Origin of the sequence: Pseudomonas paraveronii (assembly GCF_963681955.1) — a bacterium.
GTDB classification, from domain to species: Bacteria; Pseudomonadota; Gammaproteobacteria; order Pseudomonadales; family Pseudomonadaceae; genus Aquipseudomonas; species Aquipseudomonas paraveronii.
On sequence record NZ_OY817130.1, the window covers coordinates 2,204,219 to 2,221,882 of the forward strand.

The following is a 17,664-nucleotide window of genomic DNA, read 5'->3' on the forward strand; positions in this document are numbered from 1 at the left end:
TCACACCTGCCATTCGTCCCACTGCGCCACGCCCTCATGTGCCAGCCACGGCACATCATGGGCCGTCCAGATATGCGCGGTGGGCCTGACACCCGGATCATCGTCCAGCGTCGCCACCCGCACAATCACATGGGGCTGATGCCCACGCTCGGCCATCAGATGTGAGCCACAGCGGGAGCAGAAGCGCCTGAATTTGCCTGGCGAAGATTCGAAGGCCGCCAACAGTTCCTCGCCCTGCGTCCAGCGAAAATGTTCACGCATCACGCCTGCGGTGCTCACAAACGCCGCCGCATGCGCCTTGCGGCAGCTATCGCAGTGGCAGTGGCTGATGGGCATGTCCAGGCTGTCCACCTGGTAGCGCACGGCTTTACAGAAGCAACTTCCATTCAACGGGTCAGTCATAACCTATGGCCGGGTCAACAATGGGGGCATCATCATCGCGCAGAACCCAAGGTTGCGCATTGGTCGATGTCGCCTACTGTCAATGGAGGAGGTGACGTATGCACGTATCAGATCGAATCGAACGGAAAGTCCTACTGAACGCTCCACGCAAAAAGGTGTGGGAGGCGCTCACCGATGCCGAGCAATTCGGCCGCTGGTTTGGCATCGCCCTCAAGGGCAAGACCTTTGTCGCCGGGGAAACGATCGAAGCGCCGATCACTTACCCAGGTTACGAACACGTGATCTGGAAGGCCAGGATCGAACACATCTTGCCGCAGACGCGGTTTTCGTTCTCGTGGCACCCCTTCGCCGTAGAAAAAGGCATCGACTACGACAAGGAAACACCGACGCTGGTGGAGTTCACCGTTGAAGACCGCGCCCCGGGCATTTTGCTGCGGGTTGTTGAATCCGGCTTCGACGCAGTGCCCGAAGCCCGCCGCCTGAAAGCCTTCAAAATGAATTCCCGCGGATGGGACGAGCAAATGCGCAATATCGAAGGCTACCTGAGCCACTTCCACCAAGGCATCGCCTGAGGCGATTGCGCGCCGTGTGCGCGTTAACGTGCCGCGTTTGGCCGGATGCCGGGTAGAATCACGCCCTGAAAGTGATTCCTGAGGTGCGGCACGGTGGATTTACAGCAGGGTTTTGTCCTGACCCGGCATTGGCGCGATACCCCGGCGGGGACGCAGGTCAGCTTCTGGCTGGCCACCGACCAGGGGCCGAGGTTCATCCGCCTCCCCGTGCAAAGCTCGGTGATGTTCATCCCCGAAGCCCATCGCAAACCGCTGGATTGGCTGCTCAAGGGCGAGCGCGATATCGAATTGCGCCCGCTGGAGCTGTGCGATTTCCATCACCGCAAGGTCTTGGGCCTCTACACCCGCCAGCATCGGCAACTGATGGACCTGGAAAAGCGCCTGCGCGCCGCCGGTGTCGATGTCTACGAAGGTGACGTGCGCCCGCCCGAGCGTTACATGATGGAGCGTTTCATCACCGCCCCCGTGTGGTTCGACGGCACGCCCGACGCCACGGGCGCGCTGCTCGACGCGCAGATGAAACCCGCGCCCGACTATCGCCCGCCGCTCAAACTGGTGTCCCTGGACATCGAGACCACCGCCCAGGGCGATCTGTATTCCATCGCCCTCGAAGGCTGCGGCGAGCGTCAGGTGTATATGCTCGGCCCGCCGAACAAGAGCGACGCGGTGGACTTCAAGCTCGACTATTGCGACACCCGCGGCCAATTGCTCGAACGCCTCAACCAGTGGCTGGCCACGCATGACCCCGACGCGATCATCGGCTGGAACGTGGTGCAGTTCGACCTGCGCGTGCTCCACGAACATGCCCAGCGCCTCAACGTGCCACTCTTGCTCGGCCGTGGCGAAGAGCCCATGACCTGGCGCGAACACGGCAGCCGCAATCATTACTTCGCGGCCGCGGCGGGGCGGCTGATCATCGACGGTATTGAAGCGCTGCGCTCGGCCACCTGGAGTTTTGAATCCTTCAGCCTGGAAAACGTCGCGCAAACCCTGCTCGGCGAAGGCAAAGACATCTCCACGCCCTACCAGCGCATGGACGAAATCAACCGCATGTTCGCCGAGGACAAGCCGGCCCTGGCGCGTTACAACCTCAAGGACTGCGAACTGGTCACGCGGATTTTCGAGAAGACCGAGCTGCTTAAGTTCCTGCTGGAACGGGCCAGCGTCACCGGCTTGCCGGCCGACCGTAACGGTGGCTCCGTGGCCGCATTCACCCACCTGTACCTGCCGCTGATGCACCGCCAAGGCTTCGTCGCGCCGAACCTGGGCGACAAACCGCCCCAGGCCAGCCCCGGCGGGTTTGTCATGGATTCGCGCCCCGGCCTCTACGAATCGGTGTTGGTGCTGGACTACAAAAGCCTCTACCCGTCGATTATCCGCAGCTTCCTGATCGACCCCGTGGGCCTGGTCGAAGGCCTCAAGCACCCCGATGACAGCGCGTCGGTGGAAGGCTTTCGCGGCGCCCGGTTTTCCCGTACCCGACACTGCCTGCCCGCCATCGTCGCGCGCATCTCCGAAGGCCGCGAAGAGGCCAAGCGCGAACACAATGCACCGTTGTCCCAAGCGCTGAAAATCATCATGAACGCCTTCTACGGCGTACTCGGTTCCAGCGGTTGCCGGTTCTTCGATACGCGCCTGGCGTCGTCGATCACCCTGCGCGGCCATCAGATCATGCGCCAGACCCGCGAACTGGTCGAAGCCCAGGGCTATGAAGTGATCTACGGCGACACCGATTCCACTTTCGTCTGGCTCGGCAGCGCACACTCCCAGGAGGACGCCAGCCGCATCGGCCAGGCGCTGGTGCAGCACGTCAACGATTGGTGGCGCGCGCATTTGCACACCGCATTCGGCCTGCACAGCGCCCTGGAGTTGCAATACGAAACCCACTTCACGCGCTTCCTCATGCCGACCATTCGCGGCGCCGAGGAGGGCAGCAAGAAACGTTACGCCGGGTTGGTGGTGCGCGGCGATGGCAGCGAAGAGATGGTCTACAAAGGCCTGGAAACCGTGCGCAGCGACTGGTCGCCCCTGGCCCGGCAATTCCAGCAGGAGCTCTACCATCGTATCTTCCACCGCCAGCCCTATCAGGATTACGTGCGCGACTACGTGCGGCGCACCTTGAGCGGCGAATTCGACGAGCTGCTGATCTACCGCAAGCGCCTGCGCCGCCGGTTGGACGACTACGAGCGCAACGTCCCGCCCCACGTGCGCGCCGCGCGCCTGGCCGACGACTACAACGACGGCATGAACCGCCCGCGCCAGTACCAGCGCGGCGGTTGGATCAGCTATGTGATCAGCGTCAACGGCCCGGAACCGCTGGAAGTGCGCCAGGCCCCGATCGACTATGACCACTACGTCACCCGGCAATTGCAGCCAGTGGCCGATGCGATCCTGCCGTTTGTGAATGACGACTTCGGTACCCTGGTCGGCGGGCAAATGGGCCTGTTCTAAACTGTTTGCCTCGCGCGGGTGAGCGTCTACGCTGTTGGCGTGCTCGGCAATTGCTACGCGACACCAAGGAGGAAACCCCATGTACACGCTCTATGGCACCGACGACTCCGGCTCATGCATGATCGAAATTGCTCTGCAGCGTTGCGCGGTGCCATGGCATCGGGTAGACGCCAGCTCCTGGCAGGACGGCGAGGGCAGCGAAGCGCTCGCGCGTATCAACCCGCTCAAACAGATCCCCACGCTGGTAACCCCCGATGGCCAGGTGCTGACGGAAAGCGCGGCGATCCTGATCCACCTGGGCCTGGAATTCCCTGCCGCCAACCTACTCGCCGGCAACCGCGGCCAGATCCTCCGCGGCCTGGTGTACATCGCCGCCAATTGCTACTCGGCAATCGGCATCATTGACTACCCGACACGCTGGCTGGGCGACGCCGATGAGGCCGCGCAAGCACAATTGATCAGCGGCACGCGCTGCTACCTGCACCGGGCCTGGTTGGTGTTCGCCGATCAGTTTGCCGACCAATTGTTCGCCGCCGATCAGCAGCCGAATGCCCTGGGCATCATGGCGGCGGCGGTGTCGCGCTGGGATGCGGCGCGAGAAGCGTTGCACGCCTCGCGGCCGGCGTTTGCGCAGACCCTGGACAGAGTGGATGCCGATCCGCTCGTGGCGCCTGTGTTTGCTCGGCATTGGCCGGAGTGGGAGGTCTCTTAATGTTTCGGCAACCAAAAGAAACAATGGCCGCCAAACCGCCCCATCCCTTGCGTAGCCGGCGTCCTGGCCTACGCTTTCTCAAGGTGGTGTAGGAATCATCCTTGAATTTGGCTGTCGCAGACATGAAACTCAAGAACCCTGCATGGAATTCAAAGGAGGTGCGCATGCTCATCCGGTCGCTGACCCTGGCTACCTTGATGGCTTTTACGGGGCCGCTGTTGGCTGCTGCTGATATCAACCCGCTCAAGCAGGATTTGGGCAAAGCCCGGCCGCTGGTGGTGGTGGAGCTTGATTCCGGCAATGAAACATTGGTCAAGCTCAAGAAACAGCTGGACGAGCCCGCCACCAAGCAGTCCTTTGAAGAGCGCGGCATGGTGTTGTACACCGTGAAGTTCGGCAGCATCGGTGCCGAAGGGGAGATGTTCGCCAAAGACCCGAAGGACAACAAGAAGCTCACACCGCCTGAAACCAACGCGCTGATCCGCGCCCTCAAATTAGGCGCTGGCAGCGGCACCAAAGTGATCCTGGTGGGCAAGGATGGTGAGAAGAAAGTTGAGAAGACCGTGCCACCGGATGCCCTCGACTTGAAGGACTTCTTCAGCGCCATCGATCAGATGCCGATGGCCGAGAAAGAAGCGGCTGCCGCTGCAGAGCCCGAACCTGTCGCACCCGCTCCGGCCAAGGGCGCCAAGCCCGCCAAACCGGCAAAACCTGGCAGCAAACCGGCCCCTCAGCCATTGGATGACTGAGGCCTATCCTTCTGCGGGCGCGCGCCCGTAGATATCGTCAAAACGCACAATGTCGTCTTCGCCCAGGTACTCGCCGCTCTGCACCTCGATCATCACCAACTCGATGATGCCGGGGTTGGTCAGGCGGTGTTTGTGCCCGGCCGGAATGTAGGTGGACTCGTTGGCGTTGATCAGCAATTCCCGCTCGCCATTGGTGATCTGTGCGGTACCGCTGACCACCACCCAGTGTTCGCTGCGGTGGTGATGCATCTGCAACGACAGTGACGCCAGCGGCTTGACCACAATGCGCTTGATCTTGAAGCGCGCACTTTCCTCCAGCACGGTGTAGGTGCCCCATGGTCGCGTCACTGTGCGGTGCAGATTGTACGCCGGATGGTTCTGGCGCTTGAGCTCGGCCACGATGTGGCGCACATCCTGGCTGCGATTGGCATCGGCGATCAGCAGGGCGTCGGCGGTGTCGACGATGATCAGATCGCGCACGCCCACCGCGCCGAGTACGCGCTTGGGCGAGTCGATGTAGCAGTTGTGTACGTCATGCAGAATCGCTTCGCCATTGACCTGGTTGCCCTGGGCATCGCTGGGGGTGAGCTGGCGCAGGGCTTCCCAGGAGCCGATATCGCTCCAGCCAATGTCACAGGGCACCACGGCCACCTGCGCGGATTTCTCCATCAGCGCCACGTCGATGGACAGGTCCGGTGCGCTGCCGAAGCCTTTGGCATCCAGTTCACGCTGGCGCGAGGTTGTATTCTGCAGGCTCTGGCTGTGCGCCAGCGCAACCTTGGCGGCCGCCAGCACCTGCGGGGCGTGGGTGGTCAGCTCGTTCACCAGGGTGCTGGCCTTGAAGCAGAATATGCCGGCGTTCCACAGGTGCTTGCCGCCGTCGAGGTAGCCTTGCGCGGTGGCGAGGTCGGGTTTTTCGACAAAGCGGTTGACCCGGTTTCCCGCCCCCAGCGCTGCACCTTGTTCGATGTAGCCGAAGCCGGTTTCGGGGCGATCAGGCTCGATACCGAAGGTCACCAGATAGCCGGCTTCGGCCAGCTCGCGGGCCTGGCTCACGGCCACGGCAAACGCGGTTTCATTGAGGATCAAATGGTCGGCGGGCATCACCAGCAACGGGGCGTCGTCGCCAAAGTGCTCCTGCACATGCAGCGCGGCCACGGCAATCGCCGCTGCCGTGTTGCGGCCGAAGGGCTCCAGCAACAAGTCCAGGCGCAGTTGTGCGTTGTTCACCAGACGGTAGTCATCCAGGGTGCGAAACAGCAGGTCACGGTTGGTGACGGTGAGCACGCTTTCCACACCGGGCAGGCGGCTGGCGCGCAGGAAGGTTTTCTGCAGCAGGCTCTGGCCATCGCGCATGTGCATGAACGGCTTGGGCATGTTCTGCCGGGACACTGGCCACAGTCGGGTACCCGAACCGCCGGAAATGATGCAGGGAATTAATCCGTCGTGGGTATTCATCAATGGACTTCTTGGGTGGAAAGGACGGCCCACGCCTTTGGGATCAAGTGTGATCGCAATCGCGCTGACCCGCATCATCGGCGACTAGCCGCGCAGCGGCAACTGCGACGTGTTGAGCATCAGGCAGGTGTTCAGCGCGCCTGCCCGCGCTGAACGGCGACGCGTGTCAACCCAGTCGAGCTGCCGCCCGCGCAGTGATCTCGCCCCGGACCTTGCGCGACTCGGCCGTGCGCTTGTTGGCTTCTTCCAGCACAGACGTGGGCGCGGTATCCGGCCGGCCTGAATTGAACGGCGGCGCCGGTGCGTATTCGATCTGCAACTGCACCAGTTGCGCGGTCGCTTCGTCGTACAGCTCAGCCGCCAGGGTCAGGGCGAAGTCGATCCCTGCGGTAATCCCGCCGCCAGTGAACAGGTTGCCGTCACGCACCACGCGCGCCTGAACCGGGATGGCGCCGAGCGGGGCGAGCAGGTCGTGGTAGGCCCAATGGGTGGTGGCCTTGCGACCGCGCAGCAAGCCGGCCGCACCGAGCACCAGCGAACCGGTGCACACCGAGGTGACATAACGCGCGGTGAGCGCCTGGGCCTTGAGGAAGTCGAGGGTCTGCGGGTCTTCCATCAACGGGCCGACGCCGCTGCCGCCGGGGACGCAGAGCACATCCAGGTGCGGGCAATCGGCGTAGGTCATGGTCGGCGTGAACACCAACCCGGTGCTGGACGTGACCGGCGCCAGGTCTTTCCACACCAGGTGCAATTTCACATCCGGCAACGAACCCAATACGTCATAGGGGCCGGTGAGGTCGAGTTGTTGGATGCCGGGGAACAACAAAAAGCCGATCTGCAAGGTCATGAACGAAGCTCCGATAAAGGGTGGACGGCTTCACTTTAGAGGCCTAGGCTTTGGCGAATACGCCATTGAACCCACATATCACGCCAATCATGCCTCGACTCATTCACGTACTCGCTTTTGATAATGCCCAAGTGCTCGACGTGACCGGGCCTTTGCAGGTGTTCGCCTCGGCCAACGACCTGGCGCGCCAGCGCGGTGCGCCGTTGCCCTACGCGGTCTCGGTGATCGCCGCCCAGGCAGCGCCGGTGATGACCTCCGCCGGCCTGGCGCTGGTGGCCGAGCCGTTGCCGGCCGTCGACACGCCTTGCGACACCCTGATCATCGCCGGCGGCTGGGGCGTGTACGGCGCCGCCGAAGATCCGGCGCTGGTGGACTGGGTGCGCGAAAAAGCCCGGCACACCCGGCGTATGGCGTCGGTGTGTACCGGGGCTTTTCTGTTGGCGGCCAGTGGCTTGCTCGACGGCTGCCGCGTGGCGACCCATTGGACGCGCTGTGAAGAGCTGGCGCGCAAATTCCCGGCGCTGACGGTGGAGTCCAACCCGATTTTCATCCAGCAGGGCGCGGTGTGGACGTCGGCCGGAGTGACCGCCGGTATCGACCTGTGTCTGGCCCTGGTGGAAGAAGACCTGGGGCGTGCCGTGGCCCTGGAAGTGGCGCGACACCTAGTGGTGTTCCTCAAGCGTCCCGGGGGGCAATCGCAATTCAGCGTGACCTTGTCATTACAAAAAGGCGACAGCCGCTTCGCCGAGTTGCACGCGTGGATCGCGGAACACCTGACCCTCGACCTGAACCTCGCCACCCTGGCCGCCCAGGCCGGCATGAGCGAGCGCAGCTTCGTGCGCCATTACCGCGCTGAAACCGGCCAGACCCCGGCGCGCGCGGTCGAGCTGATCCGCGTCGAAACCGCCCGCCGGCAACTGGCGGACAGCAGCGCATCGATCAAACGCATCGCCGTGCAGTGCGGGTTCGGCTGTGAAGAGACCTTGCGGCGCAGCTTCCTGCGGGTCTTGTCAGTGACGCCGCAGGCCTATCGCGAGCGCTTTTCGCCAGTGGCCTAGGCGAGTAATTCCAGGAGCGCCGCAAGGGTCGCTTGCGGCGCTTCCTGAGGAATATTGTGGCCCACGCCGGGCAGCACCTGCCGCCGATAGACGCCGCTGAAATGCTGCGCGTCTTCATCCTCCAGCGGCGGCGGGCCTACGCCATCGTCGGCGCCGCACAGCGAAATCGTCGGCACCGTGATCGTCGGTTGCAGCGCCAGCGCCTGTTCGATGGACGCCAGTGCGGGATCGCCCGGCGTGTACATGAGCATAGAGGTGCGTATGTGAAGCAGCGGAGGGGCGATGCGCATGGTGGGCTTCTGTCGGCTGGGCGATGATTGCTGATGAAACTAGTGCCGATCCGCTAAAGCCACAAGTCTGAGAGCGTCGAGGATCAAGTGTGTCCTGCATCCAGGTTGGCTGACTCACCGCCAGCGTTGGCGTTCAAGGTTGCCACACCGTCTTCTCGCCGCTCAATTTGCGGTCCAGAAACGTCGCCGCGCTGATCAGCGCCAAATGGCTCAACGCCTGAGGCATATTGCCCAAGTGCCGCGCCTGGTTGTCGAACTCTTCGGCGTACAACCCCAGCGGGTTGGCATACCGCAGCAACTGTTCAAACTCCAGATGCGCCTTTTCCACCTGCCCGGCGCGGGCCAGGCATTCGACGTACCAGAACGAGCAGGCGGCAAACGCGCCTTCGGTGCCTGGCAGGCCGTCGATCTGGCTGTCGTCGTTGCGATAGCGATAGACCATGCCGTCGCGCACCAGGCTTTTCTGGATCGCTGCGAGGGTCGAGAGCCAGCGCGGATCGGTGGCGGCGACGAAGCGCACCAGCGGCATCAGCAGCATCGACCCGTCCAGCGCGGTGCTGCCGGTATGCTGCACAAAGTGCCCGCGTTCTTCGTTCCAGAAGTTACCCCAGATATCCGCGTAGATCGCCTGGCGCGTCTGGTCCCAGCGCGCGAACGGCGCCGGTAGCGAGCGCTTGGACGCCAGGCGAATCGCACGGTCCAGCGCGACCCAGCACATCAGTCGCGAATGCAGGAAGTGGTGCTGCTCGCCGCGCATCTCCCAGATACCCACGTCTTTGCGGTTCCAGATGTCGCAGACCTGATCCGCGAGCTCGACCGTGTGTTTCCAGCCTTCGTGGGAAATGGCTTCGCCGTATTTGTTGACCAGGTAAACCGCGTCCATCAACTCGCCGTAGATGTCCAGTTGAACCTGGTCGAACGCCTCGTTGCCGATACGCACCGGCGTCGCACCGCCATGCCCGCGCAAGTGCGTCAGTTGGGCTTCCGGCAGTTCCTGGCGGCCGTCGATGCCATACAGGATGTTGATCTTGGCGGGCTGGTCGCTGCAGTCGCTGACCCGGCCTCTGAGCCAGCGCATGTAGTGATTGGCCTCTTCGACAAAACCCAGGCGCATGAAGGCGTAGACCGTGAACGAGGCGTCGCGTATCCAGGTGTAGCGGTAGTCCCAGTTACGCTCGCCGCCGGGCGATTCCGGCAGGCCGAAGGTGGCGGCGGCGATGATCGCGCCATGCTTGCGCGAGGTCAAAAGTTTCAGGGCCAGGGCCGAGCGATTGACCATTTCGCGCCAGCGCCCGCGGTAGTTCGATTGCGCGATCCAACCTCGCCAGAATTTCAAGCTATGCGCCAGCGCCAGGTCGGTGCAACTGCTGTCGACGCGCGGGTCGTCTTGCCCGCCGAGGACGAATTCGGCGCCTTCTTCCTGGGCCAGGACGAAGCTGGCCACTGCGGCGTTGTCGTCTATCTGCATGGGGTGGCTGCTCGACAGGCGCAGGCCGGGCTGGCCGTCGGCGGCGAAACACACGGTGCCGTTGTCGAGGCTGGCATGGGTGGGCGTGCGCGCATAGTCGTGACGCACGGCGCAGCGCAGGTGGATCGTCACCCGGCCACTGACCGCACGCACGCGGCGAATCAACAGGGGCAGGTCGTCGATCTCCTCACTGATGGTCAAAAAGTCAGTGATTTCCACCACCGCGTCATCGCTGAGCCAGCGCGTCTGCAGCACGTTGGTGTCGGGCAGGTAGATCTGCTCGCGGCGGGCGTTGGGCAGGTCCGGTGTCAGTTGGAAAATGCCGGCGTCGGGGGTGTCGAGGAGCGCGCAGAAAATCGAGGGGCTGTCGAACTCAGGCCAGCAGAAAAAGTCGATGCTGCCCTTGTCGTTCACCAATGCGGCACTGCGCATGTCGCCGATGATGCCGTGGGCATCGATGGCGCTCTGAGGCTCGTTCTTGAAATCAACCATTGCCGCGATACTCCGGGAAAAGGCGCAAGCCGCCCTCGATAAACAAGGTGCTGCCGGAACGGGCAGCGGTGACCCAAGCGACTTGTTGCTCCAGCGAGAAATGCATCAGCTACCTACCTTTGAGTTGCGTTCAGTTAGCTGACTGGCAGGGCACCGCACAAGTTCACGTAAAAAAGCCCGTCAGCTCAGCCGGCTGGCATTCGCCGATTGAGCACGCTCTTGATGACTGAGCCTTTACGCCGACCCCGGCGATGGGGCGGGTTGCGCCGAAACCGCTTGGGAGGGGGATGAGTTCCTTATCCCGGCAGATGCTCTTCCTACCCGGCAGTTGGAAACTTTCAGCTCTCTCAGGAACCGACTCCCACAGTTCTGCCACACAGGATAAGCCTGCTTCCGCTGGTTTCCTTTACGATTTGTCGATCGTCGGGCGGCTGGGACGGTGAGGTAAGGCGTCTGATCAAACCGAACTGGAGAACTAAATGTCGGTATCAGTATTCCATCAGTCTGTCGCTCATTCCTCTGATGAGAAGTCTCTCAGAGGCCACATGTCCACTGCCGAGTGGTCTACGACCTCGTCTGCCAGCCAGAGCTCGTTCTGGGATTCGTATCACTTCGGCTCGGCATTCGGCAGCGCGGCGTCACGCCCGCACTTTGGCCACGGTCATTTTCACCCGGGGCCGCCGCCACGTCCGCTGCCTGATGCTGTGCGCCCGAACCCAGGCCCACCTCCGCGCCCAACTCCCGAGCGGCCTGACCCGTATTACTCGAAGCAAAGCAACCAACAACTGGCCCAGGCGCTGCTGAGCAATTATGGCGCGTTCAAGGGGGGACAGTATTCGCGGAAAGTCACGCTCGAAAGCGTGAAACAAATGGCCAATCGACCGTTGACCGGTAATCCCCAGATGGACGCCAATATTCGGCTGGCGAAGGAACTGATGCGGCGTCCCGATCTGCTGCGGGCGCTCGATCGAAACATGAGTACCGGGGCTTCGGATGGTCGCTTGTCCAAGGACGATATTCTGAGCCTCATTGGTTCAGATAACCCCTTTAAACTCAAAGACGACAAACAACTGGTCAAAGAAATGCTCGGCCATTTCCATCAGTTGAAGGGGAGCGGCCGAGGCGACACCATAAAGCTCGACAAGCTCAAAGAACTCGCGGCGCAACCATTGACGGGCAAACCCTCCACTGACCATCTCATCCAATTGGCCAAGGAAGTCATGTCCCGTTCGATTCTGCAGGGGCGGATGGATAACGTTGACGAGTGGCAGCGTGACGGCAAGATTTCGCGACGCGAATTGCTGAAACTGCTGCGTTAACTCTGGCACAGCCGAATGCCGCGTCACCCGCGGCATAGGTTGGCGAGCGTGTTGAGCAGGAAGCACCACTTCAACCAGGCAGGAACCGCTTGCGAGGTTTTACCACGAGGACATTGCCTTCAGCCGTTGAATGGCTATTGGTGTCTTCATCTACCGAATCAGGTGTGGACGATGAATCCGACATCATTTGAATCTCAACCCTCCCAATACACTGTTGCGACCTTGGCGATACCTGCACGGGAAGCCGGAGTCCAAAGCAAATCCCGTTCGCAGGCGCTCAACCTCACGTCGTCGCCGAAGTTCAGCTTCAGGGCGCCCACTGCCGAAGATTTCGATAAAGGTTCTCGAGCGCTCATGGAAGAACCGGTGTCCAACCCAGTGCTTTCAACGCTCGCCGGTTTATGGAGCAAGTTGTCCTGTCGTCCCGCCAATAACGCCGACCGGCATTTAGGCTAGCCGTTGTACCGTTCTGCCCGGGAAAACGATAAGGCAGAGAAAAAGCGATCAGGCATGCATGAGCTACTTGAAGGATTCAGGCCGCTCATGTCTTTTGTTCATACCCGCAGTATTTTGCCGCTGACCGCCACCGCTGCCAGCAATCCCCCGATCAGCAGGAAGGCGGTCGCCAGGCTGCTGCCATGGGCAATGAAGCCGATCACCGCAGGCCCGGCCAGAATGCCGGCATACCCGAGGGTGGTGATGGCCGGCACGGCAATGTGTTCCGGCATGACGGTCTGCTTGCCGACCGCGGAGTAGAGCACCGGGACGATATTTGAGCAGCCGGCGCCGACCAATGCGTAGCCCAGCAGAGACATTTCCCAGGCTGGCGACAGGGTGGCGAGGAAGATCCCGGCCGCCGCCAGCGTTCCGCCTGCGACGATCACCCGCGCAGCTCCCAGTCGACGCACAATCCGGTCACCGCTCAGACGGCCGGCGGTCATGGTCAGGGCAAAGGCCGCATAACCCAGGCCGGCATAGGCTTCATCCAGGCCGCGTTCAGCGCTGAGGAACACCGCGCTCCAGTCGAGCACGGCGCCTTCGGCCAAAAATACGATGAAACACAAGCAACCGATAAACAGCACCACGCCATGGGGAATGGCAAACGGCGGCCCTGAGCTTTCACTGCCGTAGGGCAACCAATGCGGGCCGGCCTTGAGCAGCGCCAGCGCCATGATGACGATCACCACCAGAGTCGCCTGCAGCGGCGAAAACCCCAACCCCAGCAACCCGGAAACCCCCGCTGCACCGACGATGCCCCCCAGGCTGAACAACCCATGGAAGCCCGACATCATGGTTTTGCCGCTGGCGCGCTCAACGATTACCGCTTGCAGGTTGACCGTGGAATCGACCGTGCCCAGGCCCGCGCCGAACAGGAACAGAGCGGCGATCAGCAGTGGGATCGAACTGACGGTGGCCAGCATGGGCAGGGCCAGACAGAGCAGAATCGTCCCGGCGCTCAGTACGCGCCGGCAACCATAACGAGAGGCCAGTGCGCCGGCCATCGGCATGGCGATGATTGATCCGACGCCCAGGCACAACAGCAACAGGCCCAGGGTGCCCTCGTTGAGTTGGGCGCGGGCCTTGGCATACGGCACCAGCGGTGCCCAGGCAGCGATGCTGAAGCCGGCGATGAAGAAGGCAATACGGGTCGACATTTGCTCCAGCCGCCCGGGAACCACGGGCGCTGGGGTGGGGATGGCAGTCATGGAAAATCCTTGGTTTTGCGTTCAGCGAACGATGTCCGGCGCGACATCCTTGCACATCAGGCCCCAGCGAGCGAGCCAGGTTCGCGCGGGGTTCACGCCGACTGCGGATTTTATTTTCTCCATCACGGAACGCTCTGGCCGCTCGCAGCCACCTAGAGGTCATCGCGCTGTAGGAGGTGTTCTGGAAGGTGCGTAATCCCCGTGAGAATTGCTGAACCCCAGGCTTCTTGCGGCGGATGACGCACCTTCCAGGCCACTTCCCACACGTCGACCGTTCTGTAATACGCTGCTGCTTCTGTGTGCAGGTGACTTGACGGAGGAAGCGATGAAGGACTTTCAGGCAGGCGACAACATGACCCGGTTCTACGATGCCCGCGGCAATATCTATGGGGTGGTCAGCCCGGCCTGTTTGCGCCGCCACGGTGTCGAGGTGCCCGACAATGCAGCGCTCGCGGCGAGCAGGCGGGACGCGTGGGCACTGCCGGCGATTGCCGCCGAATGTGGCTGGGGGCCTTCGCCGCGTCCGGCCGGTGCCAAGGCGCACCGGTGTGATGGGTTGTTGGTGGGACCGTTTCAGGCGGCGCCGCCGTTTGATCTGTTGATCGTCAACACGGATGGCTCCCTCGCGGAACGCAGTGGCAATGGTCTGACCATCTTTGCCCAGGCGCTGAGCGATCAGGGTTTGATGACGCAGGGCTGCGAGCTGCGGGTGCATCACGACAAACCGGATGCGAGGTCGCCGCTGGCGACTTATGTAGAGCCGGCGCTGTACGAGCAGGTTCGCGGGTTCTGGCTGGCCTTGGGGCAGCCGGCGTTCGGCCCGCTGGCGGTCGGCGCGGTGGGCGTAGACCCGCTTGTCGCCGAGGGTTGTGCGTTCAGCCATGTGCCCGCGCTGGCGGCAATCAACCCGCAATGGACGCGCAGCCAGTTTGTCCGGGTGGGCAACCCCCATTGTGTGACGTTGGTGACGCAGGCCGCTGCACTGCCGGACAATCAGCCGATGCTCCAGCCCGCGCTGTTCGAGCCATTGCAGGCGATTGCATTTGCGCCACCTGCCGGGCGTGGCCAGCCCTGCGTGGCCGGGGTCAATTTGCAATGGGCCGCCCGGGCGTCCGGCAATCGAGTACTCGCGCGGGTGTTCGAGCGGGGAGAGGGGCCGACGGCATCCTCCGGGACCAGCGCCTGTGCCGTGGCGTGCGCGGCGTGGCGCGCTGGTTGGGTCGAGGGCGGGGAGGTCGCGGTGGTGATGCCGGGCGGTACGGTGCCGGTTCGGTTGCAGACGCAGGCTGAGACAGTGCTGAGCGTCAGCTTGTTCGGGGCTGCACGGGCGCAGATCGAGGCAGGGCCGCGCGGCTGATCGATTCGAGTCGCAAGCACAGCGTACTCGATTCGATCGTCGCCCCCCGCGTTCTACAAAAACGCCACCTGCGCGGGCTGGCGCTTCATCAATACCTTGCCGTTGCGGATCGAGTACAGCGCCAGGCCCTGGCTGCGAATCACCTCGTAGTCGCTGTCTGCCGAAAGGATCAACAGGTTGGCCGGCCGGCCGGGCTCCAGGCCGTAGCGATCACCGAGGGCCATGGCCTTGGCGCTGTTGTCCGTGACCAGGTCCAGCGCGCTTTGCAGGTTGCGGTAACCGAGCATGTGGCAGATGTGCAACCCGGCTTCGAGCACCCGCAGGATGTTGCCGTTGCCCAGGGGGTACCAGGGATCGACGATGGAGTCCTGGCCGAAGCACACGTTCATGCCGGCTTCCAGCAGCTCGTTGACGCGGGTCACGCCGCGCCGTTTCGGGAAGCTGTCGAAGCGCCCTTGCAGGTGAATGCTTTCGGTGGGGCAGGAGACAAAGCTGATACCGGAATGCCCGAGCAGGCGGAACAGTTTGGCGCAGTAGGCGTTGTCGTAGGAGCCCATGGCCGTGGTGTGGCTGGCGGTGACGCGGGCGCCCATGTCGCGGCTGCGGGCTTCTTCGGCCAGCACTTCGAGGAAGCGTGAGTGTGGGTCGTCGGTTTCGTCGCAGTGAACGTCCACCAGGCAGCCGCTGCGTTCGGCCAGGTCCATCAGGAACTTCACCGAACTCACACCCTGGTCGCGGGTGTATTCAAAGTGAGGGATGCCGCCGATCACGTCGGCGCCCAGGCGAATGGCTTCCTCCATCAACTCGCGGCCGTTGCGGTATGACTCGATGCCCTCCTGGGGAAAAGCGACGATTTGCAGGTCGATCAGGTGCGTACTGTCTTCGCGCACTTCGAGCATGGCTTTGAGCGCGGTGAGGTTCGGGTCGGTGACGTCGACGTGGGTGCGCACGTGCTGGATGCCATGGGCGGCGAGGGCCTGGATGGTTTTTTTGGCGCGGGCCTTGGTGTCTTCGTGGGTGATGGTGGCTTTGCGTTCGCCCCAGCACTCGATCCCTTCGAACAGGGTGCCGCTCATGTTCCAGCGCGGTTCGCCGGCGGTGAGGGTGGCGTCGAGGTGGATGTGCGGTTCGACGAAGGGCGGTATCACCAGGTTGCCGGCGGCGTCGAGGTCGTCGGGCGCGGCCGTGGGCGCTGTCGTTTGTGGCGTGATGCTGGCGATCCGGCCGTGTTCCAGGTGCAGATCATGCAGGCCTTCACGGTTGCGCAGGCGGGCGTTGATGATGTGCATGGGCAAGTTCCTCTTGGCTAAAATCAATCAGGCAGGCGGCCGCCAGGTTACCATTTTGGTGAAACCGGGCGTCGAGGGTCGGTATCATGCCTGGACGTCAGCCAACGCTGCCCGCCCGCGCAGTACGGCGCTGAGTAGCATGTAGGTCAGCGACGCGGCCACGATCCCCACCAGCGGTGCCACCCAGGGCGAATTGAACGCCAGTACGGTGCCCACGGCGTAGGCCGTCAGCCCCGGCCAGTTGAACGCGGGCAGGCGCGCCTCGGCCAGGCGCGGGTAGCGGCCGCGATAGCGATAGAAGAAGTCCGCCATGATCACCCCACCAATCGGTGGAATCACCGTGCCCAACAGGATCAGGTACGGCACCAGCATGTCGTACATGCCGAGCAACGCCAGCAGCGTGCCAATCACCGCACCGGCCAGGGTGACTGTCTTGCGGCGGCGGGTGCGCAGCAGGTTGCAACCGGCCACGGCGAAGTTGTAGATGGTGTTGTCCTGAGTGCTCCAGATATTGAGCAGCAACATGGCCATCGCGGCCGTGGCAAAGCCTTGCAGCAGCAACACCTCCACCACGTCGGGCTGTTGATAGACGATGGCGCCATAGGCCCCGATCAGCACCATCAAGCCGTTGCCGACAAAGAAACCGATCAGGCTGGCCAGCACCGCGACCTTGGCCGAGCGCGAAAAGCGCGTCCAGTTGGTGGCCTGGGTCGCGCCGCTGACAAAGGTGCCGAACACCAACGTGATCGCCGTCGACAAGTCCAGTTCCGACGTCGGCACCACCGCCAGCAACCCCTGCAGCCCGCCGACTTTCACCGTGGCGACCCACATCGACAGGCACAACAGAATGCCCATGGCCGGTACGGCGATGTAGGACAAAATCTCCAGCCCGCGATAGCCCACGTAGGCCGTGGCGCAGAACAGCAGGCCAAACAGCACCATCAGCACCAGCACGTTGCCCTGGCTCAGCTCGAAATATTTGCCCAATACCACAGCGGCGGTAGCGGTGCCCCAGGCGTACCAGCCGATCTGGGTGAAACCGAGGATCAAATCACTGAGCTTGCTGCCGACTTCGCCAAAACAGAAGCGCCCCATCAACACCGAGTTCAGGCCGCTCTTGAATGCGATGTAACCCAAGCCTGCGGCATAAATGCCCAACAGCAGGTTACCCAAGGCCACGACGCCGAGCATGTCGACGAAACTGAACGCCACGCCCAGCTTGCCGCCAGCAAACATGGTCGCGGTAAAAAAGGTAAAGCCCAGCAGCACCATGGCGGTGGACGCCAGGCCCTTGCGCGCATGCATCGGGACTTCGCTGAGGGGGTAATCGTTGCCCGGTTCTTGCTGCGTCATGTGCCTTGCTCCCTGAATGAGTGACGCAGGCCTATTGCACCGCGCGTGCCAATTCAGCCGCAGTGACGGGCGCACGGTGGGCGTTGTGCAGTATGCACAGGATTTATCGCCAAACAGGCGCGGAGCGCGGGCGGGAGTGGT

Annotated in this window: 14 protein-coding genes and 1 pseudogene; 7 read left to right on the top strand and 8 right to left on the bottom strand. The window is 62.8% G+C overall.

The features are described 5' to 3' along the window. On the bottom strand, positions 1–402 hold the full coding sequence (locus tag U5A08_RS10160) for a GFA family protein (protein WP_321851396.1): 402 nt from the start codon (positions 400–402) through the stop codon (positions 1–3). A gap of 98 nt (positions 403–500) precedes the next feature. Between U5A08_RS10160 and U5A08_RS10165 the strand changes: the two genes are divergently transcribed. The 4 genes from U5A08_RS10165 to U5A08_RS10180 all read left to right on the top strand — a co-directional run bounded on the left by U5A08_RS10165 (position 501) and on the right by U5A08_RS10180 (position 4,886). Next, positions 501–974 (top strand): SRPBCC family protein, encoded by a 474-nt coding sequence (locus U5A08_RS10165; protein WP_253394586.1) that lies wholly within the window; start codon positions 501–503, stop codon positions 972–974. 93 nt (positions 975–1,067) lie between these two features. Further along, positions 1,068–3,425, top strand: coding sequence for a DNA polymerase II (locus U5A08_RS10170; protein ID WP_321851398.1), 2,358 nt, complete (start codon positions 1,068–1,070; stop codon positions 3,423–3,425). Between the two features lie 79 nt (positions 3,426–3,504). Next, positions 3,505–4,137 (top strand): glutathione S-transferase family protein, encoded by a 633-nt coding sequence (locus U5A08_RS10175; RefSeq protein WP_253394591.1) that lies wholly within the window; start codon positions 3,505–3,507, stop codon positions 4,135–4,137. Between the two features lie 164 nt (positions 4,138–4,301). Continuing rightward, a complete protein-coding gene (locus tag U5A08_RS10180) occupies positions 4,302–4,886 on the top strand; it encodes a DUF4174 domain-containing protein (protein ID WP_253400361.1) in 585 nt (194 codons plus the stop codon). Between the two features lie 3 nt (positions 4,887–4,889). Here U5A08_RS10180 and U5A08_RS10185 read toward each other — a convergent pair whose 3' ends face one another. Beyond that, on the bottom strand, positions 4,890–6,344 hold the full coding sequence (locus U5A08_RS10185) for a mannose-1-phosphate guanylyltransferase/mannose-6-phosphate isomerase (protein ID WP_321851399.1): 1,455 nt from the start codon (positions 6,342–6,344) through the stop codon (positions 4,890–4,892). A 166-nt stretch (positions 6,345–6,510) separates the two neighbouring features. Then, entirely contained in the window at positions 6,511–7,191 is a 681-nt protein-coding gene (gene inhA, locus U5A08_RS10190) for an isonitrile hydratase (RefSeq protein WP_321851400.1), read from the bottom strand. 89 nt (positions 7,192–7,280) lie between these two features. On the opposite strand from inhA, the gene U5A08_RS10195 reads away from it, so the two are divergent. Continuing rightward, on the top strand, positions 7,281–8,249 hold the full coding sequence (locus U5A08_RS10195; protein WP_321851401.1) for a GlxA family transcriptional regulator: 969 nt from the start codon (positions 7,281–7,283) through the stop codon (positions 8,247–8,249). On the opposite strand, the pseudogene U5A08_RS10200 reads toward U5A08_RS10195, so the two are convergent. Then, positions 8,246–8,494, bottom strand: a pseudogene (locus tag U5A08_RS10200) (alpha/beta fold hydrolase); the annotation flags it as partial. The gene U5A08_RS10195 and the pseudogene U5A08_RS10200 sit on opposite strands and share 4 nt — an antisense overlap. Before the next feature lie 178 nt (positions 8,495–8,672). Beyond that, positions 8,673–10,499, bottom strand: coding sequence for a glycoside hydrolase family 15 protein (locus U5A08_RS10205; protein ID WP_321851403.1), 1,827 nt, complete (start codon positions 10,497–10,499; stop codon positions 8,673–8,675). Between the two features lie 479 nt (positions 10,500–10,978). Here U5A08_RS10205 and U5A08_RS10210 point away from each other — a divergent pair, with 479 nt between their 5' ends. Further along, the gene (locus U5A08_RS10210; RefSeq protein WP_321851405.1) at positions 10,979–11,818 is read left to right on the top strand and encodes a hypothetical protein; all 840 of its coding nucleotides are present in this window, start codon (positions 10,979–10,981) and stop codon (positions 11,816–11,818) included. Between the two features lie 554 nt (positions 11,819–12,372). On the opposite strand, the gene U5A08_RS10215 is transcribed toward U5A08_RS10210, so the two are convergent. Further along, positions 12,373–13,524: an MFS transporter gene (locus U5A08_RS10215; RefSeq protein WP_253394601.1), complete on the bottom strand. Its 1,152-nt coding sequence runs from the start codon at positions 13,522–13,524 to the stop codon at positions 12,373–12,375. A 352-nt stretch (positions 13,525–13,876) separates the two neighbouring features. On the opposite strand from U5A08_RS10215, the gene U5A08_RS10220 reads away from it, so the two are divergent. Then, a complete protein-coding gene (locus tag U5A08_RS10220; RefSeq protein WP_321852198.1) occupies positions 13,877–14,881 on the top strand; it encodes a diaminopimelate epimerase in 1,005 nt (334 codons plus the stop codon). A gap of 53 nt (positions 14,882–14,934) precedes the next feature. Here the strand turns inward: U5A08_RS10220 and codA are convergent, their stop codons facing one another. Next, entirely contained in the window at positions 14,935–16,170 is a 1,236-nt protein-coding gene (gene codA / locus U5A08_RS10225; RefSeq protein ID WP_321851407.1) for a cytosine deaminase, read from the bottom strand. 84 nt (positions 16,171–16,254) lie between these two features. Further along, on the bottom strand, positions 16,255–17,523 hold the full coding sequence (gene codB / locus U5A08_RS10230; RefSeq protein WP_253394603.1) for a cytosine permease: 1,269 nt from the start codon (positions 17,521–17,523) through the stop codon (positions 16,255–16,257). Positions 17,524–17,664 lie beyond the last annotated feature (141 nt).